Raw genomic sequence first — 9,945 nt, forward strand, 5'->3', positions numbered from 1 at the left:
CCTAGCCAGTTACCACCAGCCCCAGCCGCGGTAGCCCCAACCCGGGCCCCAGCCCGGACCGCCCCAAGGGCCGTACGGGTAGGCCGGCACCACATCGACCTGGCGCACTTCCGGCCACAGGTAGATGACGTCGGCATCCAGCTTGGGCAGGCGGTAGTCGTACTCGCCGATGCGGGTGTTCTCGTAGCCGGCGATCTTGCCGATGAAGGTCACATCGCGGCCCGGCTCGAACACGGCCGGATCGTAGAAGCCGGCGCGGCAGGCGATGAATCGGCCGTCGCTGGCGTCGGCCGAGGTGGTGCTCGGGCGGCCGCTGCCGTTGAGCGGGCGCGAGATCAACTGGAAGCAGGTCTGACCCTGCCCCGGATTTGTCTCGATGATGCGTCCGCCCCAGCGCACCGGGGTGCCAACCTGCTGGGTGGGCACCGCATCGCGCGGGCTGACCATGCTGAACTGGCCTTGCAGCGGTTTGGGCGCGGTCGCGCAGGCGGCCAGCGCCAGCGAAGCAGCGAGGGGAAGCAGAATCTGGATCTTCATGGGGATGCTCCGGAGGACGGGCGATGCCTGCGCAGGTCGCGCAATAATGAAGTGAGGTCGACGTCCGCGCCAGCGTAACGCGCGCGAACGAAACGGCTGCTGAGCGACAGCAGCGCCGGATCGGGGCGTTGCCGGTGGATGCGCTCGGCCCACTGGCTGGCAGGTTCGGCAGGGTCGCGGGCCAGGCCGAGTCTGGCGTAGCGGCGTCCCAGCCGGTGCCAGGCGCGCAGCAGCGGATCGCGTTCGCGTTCGCCACGGCCCAGCAGCCATGCCATCCACCCTAGCGCGGCCAGTGCGAAGAGGGTGAAAACGACGATCAGCTGCCCCGGCTCGAGCTTGTCGATGCCCAGCGGGCGCAGCAGTTGCTGCTGGCGCGACGCGTCGAAGGACAGCACCAGGTCGTTCCAGCCGCGTCGCAGCCAGTCGCTGGCCTGGCGCAACTGCATCCAGCGGCCTTCCAGGGTGCTTACGTCACCGCCAGCCTGCAGACGGTCTTCCAGGGTGTCGTAGATGCGTTCGGGCGCAACTGCGGCGGTCGGGTCCACGCGCACCCAGCCGCGTCCGGGCAACCACACTTCCGCCCAGGCGTGGGCATCCATGCGCCGCACCACCCAGTAGTCGCCGTAGCGGTTGCGGGTGCCACCGGCAAAGCCGGTCACTACCCGCGCGGGAATGCCGGCGTTGCGCATCAGCACCACGAAGGAGGAGCTGAAGTGCTGGCAGTAGCCGGCCTGCTGGTCGAACAGGAATGCATCCACGCCATCACGTCCCGGCAGGGGCGTGTCCAGGGTGTAGGCAAAGCGCGCGCGGATCCATCCCAGCGCACGGTTCACGATCGCGGCGTCGTCATTGCCGGCCTCGGCGCGCCACTGGTGGGCCAGCGTGGCGGTGCGCGGATTGAAGCCCGCCGGCAACTGCAGCGCCTGTTGCCGCTGGTAGCGCGACAGGTCATTGGCATAGGCGGTGGCCGGTGCTGACTGCATCCGCCAGCGGGTCAGTGCAGTGAGGCTGCTGCGGCTGCGCAGGCTGTGGTCGGCATCCAGGTCGCTGCCAGGCGGTGCCAGCAGCGGCAGGTCCAGCGCCACCAGCTGCCGGCGGTCGGTGGGTTCGTAGTCGATCTGGTAGTCCCAGCGTGGACCGCCCTGGGTGACCGCCGGTGGCGGCCGGCTCTGGCTGCCACGGTCGCGCTCCCAGACCCGGCCATCGAAGTGGGTCATCACCGGGCCACGCCAGTAACGCTGCTGCGGTGCCGGCACGGTGCCGTAGAACTGCACACGTAGCGCCGGGCTGTCGTCGGCCATCAGGTCCAGCCATTGGCTCGGGTCCATCCGGTCGGACAGCCCCGGTTTGCCGACCGCGCGTTCGGGGATGCCCCACAACGGTTCGGCCAGCCGCGGGAACAGCCAGAACCCGGCCAGCGCCAGCGGCAAACCGAGCGCGATCAGCCGCCCGACACTGCGCATCTGGCCGCCCAGGCGTGGGCTCGGGGCCTGGCCTTCGGCATGCGCCAGGCGCTGCAGCGCCAGCAAGACGGTCAGCGCAGCCAGTACCGCCAGGCCCATGGTGAGCGGGCCCTGGTCCAGCAGGAACGCGGCGAACGGTGCGAACAACGCGAAACCAAGCAGGCTGCGGGCATCGCGCAAGCTGCGCAGCTCGCTGGATTTGAGGGCCAGCATCGCCGCCAGCAGCGCGCAGCCGGTATCGCGGCCGGGGCGGGCGCCCATCTGCCAGTAAATGGCCGCGAGCATGCCCATGACCAGCAGCAGCCGCACCGGCGCGGGCAGCACACGCTGGCGCGATATCAGCGCGGTTGCCAGCGCCACCACGCCGATGATGGCCGCAAGCAGATTGGGCAGCTGCAGCAGCAGCGGGACCAGACCGAGCGCGGCGCTGGCCAGGGTCCAGTGACGTGCGCTGGCGCTCAACGCGGGGGAGGTCGGCTCAGCCATGCGGCATCAGCGCCAGTGCGCGCTGGCAGAGGTGGTGGTGGGCACTGCCGTTGCCCGGCCCCAGCACCGGTTGCCCGGGCAACTGCAGGGTGTAGCGGCGGCCGTCGCGTTCGGCCACGTCGACCCAGCGCGCCAGTCGCGCGATGCGCGCTTCGACCGGCAGCGATGACAGCTGCCGCCAGTCCAGCAGCACATCCACGCCGACCGCCTGTTCGTACTCGCGCACCAGCAGGGTGTCGCGTCGCGCCGAATGCTTCCAGGCGATGCTGCGTTGTGGGTCGCCCGCGCGGTACGGGCGCAACTGGTGCAGCTCATCGCCGTTGGCACGCACGCGGGTATGCAGGGGATCGCCGCCGCTCTCGGGCAGCGGCGGTGCCTGTGTCGCCGGTGCCGCATACACCAGCAGCGGTGCATCCGGCCACACCCACGACCACGCCCGTACCAGTCCCAGCGGCTGGGTGGTGGAAATCCGGATCCGCTCCAGGTCGAGCCAGCCGCGGCGTTCGGTGGGCAGCATCAGGTCCACTTCGATCTGCTCACTGTCGATCAGATGGCCGAACACGACGGCCTGCGCATGCGCCACTTCCAGTCCGCGACGCGCGCGTGCATCGCGGCGCGACAGGCTGATGCGCAGGCGCATCGGCTGCCCGGCGTGGACCGGCTCGGCCGAGACCGCATCGATCTGCAGGTCCGACAGCTGCAGGTGCGCGCTGATGGTGCTGGCAATGGCCACGGTGGCCAGCAGCAGGGCCAACAGCATCGCCGGGTTGTTGTTGTAGTTCAGCGCGCCCAGCAGCATCGCCGCCAGCAGCGCGGCCACGAACAGGCCGAAACGGGTGGGCAGCACGTAGATGCGGCGCCGGTCCAGCCGGCGTGGCAACGCCTCCGGCTGGCGCGGTCGCGTGTAGGGCCGGCCGTTGGCCGGCAACATCGCATGCTTCAAGCGGTCTCCCCAGCCGCGGCGCATGCTCAATCCACCGGCACGGTCTGGAGGATCGCGCGGGCCAGCGCCGGCCCGGTGTTGGCCTCGGCCTCGGGCACCAGGCGGTGGCCGGCGACGGCCACGAACAAGGTCTGCACGTCCTCGGGCACCACATGCGTGCGCCCCAGCAGCAGGGCATGCGCCTTGGCCGCGCGCAGCAGCGCCAGCCCGGCGCGCGGCGACAGCCCCACGCGCACGCCCGCATGCTGCCGGCTGCGGGTCAGCAGCGCCTGCACGTAATGCACCAGTGCCTCGCTGGCATGCACCTGGATGGCCGCCTCGCGCAGCGTGCGCACCTGCGCATCGTCCAGCCGCGGGGTGGCCTGGGCGATCAGATGGCGGCGGTCGATGCCGCGCAGCAGTTCGCGTTCGGATTCGGCATTGGGGTAGCCCAGCGCCAGCCGCAGCAGGAACCGATCCAGCTGCGAATCCGGCAGCGGGAACGTACCCGACAGATCCACCGGATTCTGGGTGGCGATCACGAAGAACGGATCGGGCAGCGGGTGGGTCACCCCGTCCAGCGTCACCTGCTGCTCGGCCATCGCTTCGAGCAGGGCGCTCTGGGTGCGTGGCGGCGCGCGGTTGATTTCATCGGCCAGCAGCACGTGGGTGAAGACCGGGCCCGGATGGAACTGGAACTGACGACTGGCCGCCTCGTAAACCGAGACGCCGAGCACATCGGCAGGCAGCAGGTCGGAGGTGAACTGCACGCGCTGGAAGCCCAGTCCCAGGCTGGAAGCCATCGCATGGGCCAGCGTGGTCTTGCCCAGGCCGGGCAGGTCTTCGATCAGCAGGTGGCCGCCGGACAGCAGCGCGACGAACGCCAGCCGCACTTCGTGCGCCTTGCCCAGGACCAGGCCATTGACCTGGTCCTGGGCGCTGCGAAGAGCCTGTCGCAGTACATCGGTTAGCATGGCTGGCACGTGGGGCGAATTTTCCATGTCCGTCTCGTGTCGATGTTCCTTTCGATTCTATAGAGCAATGCAGGGCGAACAACGCGCACGCACAATTTTTCTGCTGTTGTGGACGCTGATCACCGCAGTGAAGCTGGTGGTCGCCGCGCGTCTGCCGTTGTTCGTGGACGAGGCTTTCTACTGGCAGGAAGGCCAGCACCTGGCCGCGGCCTACTCCGATCTTCCCGGGCTGACGGCCTGGTTGTCGCGGCTCGGCGTGGAACTGGGCGGCACGCATGTACTGGCCCTGCGCCTGCCGTTCCTGGCCATCGGTGCGGCATTGCCGTGGCTGGTGTCCCGCATCGCTGCGCGCTGGTTCGGTGCGGTGGCCGGTTGGCAGGCCGGCAGCCTGACCGTTTTGATGCCGCTGTCGGGCACGCTGGGCATGCTGGCGGTGCCGGATGTGCCGATGGCGCTGGCCGCAGTGCTGTGCCTGGATGCCGGCGCACGCCTGCTGCGTACCGTCGATGCCGCCTCTGCGGTGAAGCTGGGGCTGGGCCTGACCATTGGCGCGCTCAGCCATTACCGTTTCATCGGCGTGATCGTGGTTGGCTTCATCGCGCTGCTGCTGTTGCCACAGGGCCGGCGCATGCTGCGCGATCCGCGGGTGTGGGTGGCGCTGGCGGTGGGTGTGCTGGCGTGGTTGCCGCTGCTGTCGTGGAATGCGGACAACCATGATGCCGGGCTGAAATTCCAGGTGGTCGAACGCCATCCGTGGGCATTCGAGTGGAGCGGTCTGTGGTTCCTGGTGATCCAGCCGATGCTGGTCACCCCGATCCTGTGCATGGCGATGTGGAAGGTGGCACTGGCCGGTACCCGCTCCGGCGGTGGGGCGCGCGCGCAGTGGCGTTACTTCGGCCTGGTCGGTGCGGTGTCGACGCTGTCGATCTTCGGCCTGGGCTTCTTCACCGACGTGGAGCGCATCAGCTTCCACTGGCCGTTGCCGGGCTACCTGGCGCTGCTGGTGGCGGTGCCGGTGGTGCTCAACGGATGGCCGCGCTGGTTGCGCCGCACCGGTTGGTGGCTGGCCGGAGGCGGGTTGGCGCTGGCGTTCGGCTACTACCTGATGGCGTCCACGCCGAGCCTGCGCGAGCAGTTGGCGGGGGACAAATACTATCCGCGCAACTTCGCCGGTTGGGAGCCACTGGCGGCGGCGGTGCGCGACGAGCTGAAGACCATGCCGCCCGGTACCCGCGTGCTCGCCGGCAACTTCAAGGTGGGCGCCGAGCTGGGCTTCCAGCTGCGGGATCCGTCGATCGACGTGCTGCGCCATCCGCTCAACGACAAGCACGGCCGCACCGCGCAGCTCGGGCTGTGGGGGCTGCTGCACGAGGGCCCGCGCAAAACACCGATGCTGCTGGTGCTGTCGCCCAGCGACCAGCGTTACCGCGACCTGCTGCAGCGTTATCACGAGGTCTGCGCACAGGTAGGGCCATTGCCGCCGCCGCGCGTGGTCAGCAACGACCATGGCTTCCAGCGGTTCCTGCTGTTCAAGCTGCCGGCCGGGCAGGCCTCCGGGCCCTGCGTGACCCCGGCGATGGCCTGGATCGACACGCCGCAACCCAACGCGCACGTCAACGGACTGCTCGACGTGCGTGGCTGGGCATTCAAGGACGGGGTGGGGCTGTCGCGGGTGGACGTGCTGGTCGATGGCAAGCCGGCTGCCGAGGCCACCTATGGCCGCGCCTACGACATCACCAGTTTCTGGACGATCTCCAACGACCCGCAGCATCCCAACGTGGGCTTCGACGCGCGCATCGATACGCGCGCGCTGGCCCCGGGCAAGCACTGGCTGGGCCTGCGGCTGCATGGCCGCGATGGCAGCGTCGAGACGTGGCAGGAACAGGCGCTGCAGGTGCCCGAGCGCTGAGTGCGGCGGGTGGATGCGGKCTCAGGGCAGGGTGTAGCCCGCCTGGCGCAGCAGTTGGCTCAGTGCGATCAGGGGCAGCCCGACCAGCGCGGTCGGGTCGCGGTTCTCGATTGCCTCGAACAGGCTGATGCCCAGGCCTTCACATTTGAAGCTGCCGGCGCAGTCCAACGGCTGCTCGACGGCCACGTAGCGCGCGATTTCAGCCGCATCCAGGACACGGAAGTGCACCCGGGTCAGGTCGCAGGCCTGCAGGACCTCGCCGTCGCGCATCAGGCTGATGGCGGTATGGAACTGGACCACCTGCCCGGACATCGCGGCCAGCTGCGCCTGCGCACGCTCGGCCGTGCCCGGCTTGCCCAGCGGGGCGCCGTTCAGTTCCGCCACCTGGTCCGAGCCGATCACCCAGCGGCCGGGATGGGCCCGGGCGACCGCCTCGGCCTTGGCCCGCGCCAGGCGCACCGCCATGACCCGCGGGGCTTCGTCCGGGTACGGGGTCTCATCCACGTCGGGGCGGGCGGTCTCCAAGGGCAGGCCGAGGCGCTCCAGCAATTGGCGGCGGTAGCGGGAGGTAGAGGCAAGCAGCAGCGGTGTCATGCGACAATACCGGTCACGGGAGGCCGGCAGTCTGGGCCCTTCCGGCGGGGATCGGCAACCTGACTGCGCAGGTATTTGACAGCGGCCCGGACGATCCTTAACATTCAGCGGCTTATGTCCGCAAACGTGCCCGAAATGCTGGATGCTTGGCGGATGGTTGCAGCGCGAAGGCGCTTCGACGGCCAGGTGAATCTAGCGCAATTGACTCGCCTGCAAGGCCTTGTCGCCGATACCGAAGGAACGTGCACCTATGCACTGGAATTCGCGCACGACGACATCCTGCGGGTATCCTATGTGGAACTGTCCATCGACACCGCGTTGCCGCTGATCTGTCAGCGCAGCCTGCAGCGATTCCTGTTGCCGGTTTCGATGGTGCAGCGTCTCGGCCTGATCCGCAGCGAAGAGGAAGAGTCCTCGCTGCCGGAAGGGTGGGAGCCGTGGCTCGTGCCGGAAGACGGCATGCTGCGACCGCTGGAACTGGTCGAGGACGAACTCGTTCTGGCCGTGCCCGTCGTGCCGTTGTCTCCCGATGGTGAGGCCGTGGACCAGGACTGGGCACCGACCGAAGAAGAAATCAGCAAGGCCAATCCGTTCGCGGCGTTGGCGGCACTGAAAAAACAATAGCAGCCGGATTGTCGTCGGCGGCTGCGGCGAAAGCGAAAACTGTGCTGGGCGCTGGCGTCCTGCGCGACGATACGACGAAGCAAAACGAACCGAGTTTGGAGCAATCCCATGGCTGTGCAGAAATCCCGTGTCACCCCGTCCCGCCGCGGTATGCGCCGTGCGCATGACGCCCTGAGCGCCAAGCAGCTGTCCACCGATCCGACCACCGGTGAAGTGCATCTGCGTCACCACATCACCGCTGACGGTTTCTACCGTGGCAAGAAGGTGATCACGACCAAGTCGAACTCGGCCGTCGAAGAAGATTGATTCGTGAGGGCCGCTGCCCGGTCGGGCAGCGGCCTTTACTCCTTTCTTCCCGGCTGTCACTGTTGACGGCCGTGTACAGCAGGACATGCAATGAGCAAGCGGATCTACTCGAGGATCGCGGGCACTGGTAGTTATTTGCCCGAAAAAGTGTTGACCAACCAGGATCTGGAGAAAATGGTCGACACCAGCGATGAGTGGATTCAATCGCGCACCGGTATTCGTGAACGGCACATCGCGGCCGAGAATGAGACCACCAGCGACCTCGGCTACCACGCCGCGGTACGTGCGCTTGAAGCGGCCGGTATCGACGCTTCGCAGCTCGACATGATCGTGGTGGGTACCACCACGCCTGATCTGATTTTCCCGTCCACCGCGTGCCTGATCCAGGCCAAGCTCGGTGCGACCGGCTGCCCCGCTTTCGACGTCAACGCGGCCTGTTCGGGCTTCGTGTTCGCGTTGAGCGTGGCCGACAAATTCATTCGCTCCGGTGATGCACGGCATGTGCTGGTCATCGGTGCGGAAACCCTGACCCGGATCGTTGACTGGACCGAGCGCACCACCTGCGTGCTGTTCGGCGATGGTGCCGGCGCGGTCGTGCTCAAGGCCGACGAAGAGACCGGCATCCTCAGTACCCACCTGCATTCGGACGGCAGCAAGAAAGAGCTGCTGTGGAATCCGGTCGGTGTGTCGGCCGGTTTCGGCGAGGGCGAAAACGCCCGTGGCGCGATCCTGATGAAGGGCAACGACGTGTTCAAGTACGCCGTCAAGGCGCTGGACTCGGTCGTGGATGAAACCCTGGAAGCCAATGCGCTGACCAAGGACGACCTGGACTGGCTGATTCCGCACCAGGCCAACCTGCGCATCATCGAAGCCACGGCCAAGCGCCTGGAGATGTCGATGGACCAGGTGGTGGTGACGGTGGACAAGCACGGCAACACCTCCTCGGCGTCGGTGCCGATGGCGCTGGACGTGGCGGTTCGCTCCGGTCGCGTCGAGCGCGGCCAGTTGCTGTTGCTGGAAGCGTTCGGCGGTGGCTTCACGTGGGGTTCGGCGCTGCTGCGCTATTGATAGTGCTGGTTACGACAGCGTGACGTTGTCGTTACGGCCCCTTTTGGGGCCGTCTGCATTTCAGGAGATCCGTCATGGTTGAGCCCATCGTCATTGAAGGGCAACGCGCCTGGCTGAAGCAGTACGGCGAAGGAAGCCGCGCAGTCGCCTTGGGCCTGCTCAATTTCGTTGCACACCGTTTCCAGCTGGATGCCTTGCGTCCGCCGCCGCACCGTGGCGGTGACGCGGCCAGGAAGACCGAAGCGCGTCGCCTGGCGGAGCTGTCTGCGCAGGGGGTGAACGTGCCGCACGTGATCGGCAGCGGTCACGCGGCGCTGGTGCTGGAGGACAACGGCAGTTCGTTCAATACCTGCCTGCGGCAGGCCGACGAGACCGGCCGTGACCGGCTGGTGTCGGCGGCGATGCAGGCGATCGCTGCTGCGCATGGCAAGGGCGCGTATTTCGGCCAGCCGTTGCCGCGCAATCTGACTTGGGACGGCACGCGGGTGGGGTTCATCGATTTCGAGGAAGACCCGCTGGAAGTGATGGCGCTGGACCAGGCGCAGGCGCGCGATTGGCTGATGTTCGGCTATGGGGTGGCCAAGTATTACGAGGACCGTCCGCAGCGGCTGCAGCAGCTGATGTCCGAGGCGATGGACGGGGTGCAGGCGCCGGTGCTGGCGCACGCGCACGCGGTCTCCGGGCGGTTGCAGGGTCTGGCGCGGGCGAGCATGAAGCTCGGCCGGTCGGCGCGGTCGCTGGCACACGCGATCCTGATCGTGCACGGGGCCACGACGCTGGGCATGCTGATGCTGGCGGTGATCTGCTTCGACTTCTTCTCCGACGGCGACTTGGACATTCTGCAGTTGCTGGTGTGATCGGGGTTTTCTTTTTCAGGGGCAAGGCTGTGGAGCTGGAGCCGAAGCTCAAGCCGAAGCCGAAGCCGAAGCCGAAGCCGAAGCCGAAGCCGAAGCCGAAGCCGAAGCCGAAGCGTCATTGCTCGTGGTCCCGTGTTCGGGCCGGTGTGGGTGGGTTGGCGGGACACGCTGCAAGTACGTCCCTGTAAGCTCGCGTGCGCCATCC

Annotated in this window: 10 protein-coding genes; 5 read left to right on the forward strand and 5 right to left on the reverse strand. The window is 67.7% G+C overall.

Annotation, left to right across the window (positions count from 1 at the left end; genetic code table 11):
• Window positions 1-9 precede the first annotated feature (9 nt).
• The 4 genes from AC1DQP_RS11460 to AC1DQP_RS11475 are packed head-to-tail and all read right to left on the reverse strand — an operon-like array spanning window position 10 to window position 4,382.
• A complete protein-coding gene (locus tag AC1DQP_RS11460) occupies window positions 10-537 on the reverse strand; it encodes a Slp family lipoprotein (RefSeq protein WP_256775662.1) in 528 nt (175 codons plus the stop codon).
• The gene (locus AC1DQP_RS11465) at window positions 534-2,486 is read right to left on the reverse strand and encodes a transglutaminase TgpA family protein (protein ID WP_457318076.1); all 1,953 of its coding nucleotides are present in this window, start codon (window positions 2,484-2,486) and stop codon (window positions 534-536) included. Before AC1DQP_RS11465 ends, AC1DQP_RS11460 begins: the two co-directional genes overlap by 4 nt.
• The gene (locus AC1DQP_RS11470) at window positions 2,479-3,417 is read right to left on the reverse strand and encodes a DUF58 domain-containing protein (RefSeq protein ID WP_457318087.1); all 939 of its coding nucleotides are present in this window, start codon (window positions 3,415-3,417) and stop codon (window positions 2,479-2,481) included. The genes AC1DQP_RS11465 and AC1DQP_RS11470 overlap by 8 nt, the downstream gene beginning before the upstream one ends.
• Before the next feature lie 38 nt (window positions 3,418-3,455).
• Window positions 3,456-4,382, reverse strand: a complete 927-nt coding sequence (locus AC1DQP_RS11475) for an AAA family ATPase (RefSeq protein WP_457318075.1) — start codon at window positions 4,380-4,382, stop codon at window positions 3,456-3,458.
• A 67-nt stretch (window positions 4,383-4,449) separates the two neighbouring features.
• On the opposite strand from AC1DQP_RS11475, the gene AC1DQP_RS11480 reads away from it, so the two are divergent.
• Window positions 4,450-6,291, forward strand: a complete 1,842-nt coding sequence (locus AC1DQP_RS11480; protein ID WP_478051627.1) for a glycosyltransferase family 39 protein — start codon at window positions 4,450-4,452, stop codon at window positions 6,289-6,291.
• 21 nt (window positions 6,292-6,312) lie between these two features.
• On the opposite strand, the gene AC1DQP_RS11485 is transcribed toward AC1DQP_RS11480, so the two are convergent.
• Window positions 6,313-6,885 carry a Maf family protein gene (locus AC1DQP_RS11485; RefSeq protein WP_457318073.1) on the reverse strand — a complete coding sequence of 191 codons (573 nt, stop codon included), beginning with the start codon at window positions 6,883-6,885 and terminating at the stop codon, window positions 6,313-6,315.
• Window positions 6,886-6,999: 114 nt separating this feature from the next.
• Between AC1DQP_RS11485 and AC1DQP_RS11490 the strand changes: the two genes are divergently transcribed.
• The 4 genes from AC1DQP_RS11490 to AC1DQP_RS11505 all read left to right on the forward strand — a co-directional run bounded on the left by AC1DQP_RS11490 (window position 7,000) and on the right by AC1DQP_RS11505 (window position 9,740).
• On the forward strand, window positions 7,000-7,509 hold the full coding sequence (locus tag AC1DQP_RS11490) for a YceD family protein (protein WP_256775667.1): 510 nt from the start codon (window positions 7,000-7,002) through the stop codon (window positions 7,507-7,509).
• 108 nt (window positions 7,510-7,617) lie between these two features.
• Complete coding sequence (rpmF, locus tag AC1DQP_RS11495) at window positions 7,618-7,815, forward strand: 50S ribosomal protein L32 (RefSeq protein WP_017357626.1); 198 nt, start codon at window positions 7,618-7,620, stop codon at window positions 7,813-7,815.
• 90 nt (window positions 7,816-7,905) lie between these two features.
• A complete protein-coding gene (locus AC1DQP_RS11500; RefSeq protein WP_256775668.1) occupies window positions 7,906-8,883 on the forward strand; it encodes a beta-ketoacyl-ACP synthase III in 978 nt (325 codons plus the stop codon).
• A 74-nt stretch (window positions 8,884-8,957) separates the two neighbouring features.
• Window positions 8,958-9,740, forward strand: coding sequence for a BUD32 family EKC/KEOPS complex subunit (locus tag AC1DQP_RS11505; protein ID WP_256775669.1), 783 nt, complete (start codon window positions 8,958-8,960; stop codon window positions 9,738-9,740).
• Window positions 9,741-9,945 lie beyond the last annotated feature (205 nt).

This window comes from Stenotrophomonas sp. P5_A8 (assembly GCF_056400545.1).

Excerpts from the sequence above, each read along its gene's own strand:
- AC1DQP_RS11505 (WP_256775669.1), top strand. The coding sequence starts at position 8,958 with ATGGTTGAGCCCATCGTCATTGAAGGGCAACGCGCCTGGCTGAAGCAG.
- AC1DQP_RS11460 (WP_256775662.1), bottom strand. The coding sequence starts at position 537 with ATGAAGATCCAGATTCTGCTTCCCCTCGCTGCTTCGCTGGCGCTGGCC.
- AC1DQP_RS11480 (WP_478051627.1), top strand. The coding sequence starts at position 4,450 with ATGCAGGGCGAACAACGCGCACGCACAATTTTTCTGCTGTTGTGGACG.
- AC1DQP_RS11485 (WP_457318073.1), bottom strand. The coding sequence starts at position 6,885 with ATGACACCGCTGCTGCTTGCCTCTACCTCCCGCTACCGCCGCCAATTG.
- AC1DQP_RS11490 (WP_256775667.1), top strand. The coding sequence starts at position 7,000 with ATGTCCGCAAACGTGCCCGAAATGCTGGATGCTTGGCGGATGGTTGCA.
- rpmF (WP_017357626.1), top strand. The coding sequence starts at position 7,618 with ATGGCTGTGCAGAAATCCCGTGTCACCCCGTCCCGCCGCGGTATGCGC.
- AC1DQP_RS11500 (WP_256775668.1), top strand. The coding sequence starts at position 7,906 with ATGAGCAAGCGGATCTACTCGAGGATCGCGGGCACTGGTAGTTATTTG.
- AC1DQP_RS11470 (WP_457318087.1), bottom strand. The coding sequence starts at position 3,417 with ATGTTGCCGGCCAACGGCCGGCCCTACACGCGACCGCGCCAGCCGGAG.
- AC1DQP_RS11475 (WP_457318075.1), bottom strand. The coding sequence starts at position 4,382 with ATGCTAACCGATGTACTGCGACAGGCTCTTCGCAGCGCCCAGGACCAG.
- AC1DQP_RS11465 (WP_457318076.1), bottom strand. The coding sequence starts at position 2,486 with ATGGCTGAGCCGACCTCCCCCGCGTTGAGCGCCAGCGCACGTCACTGG.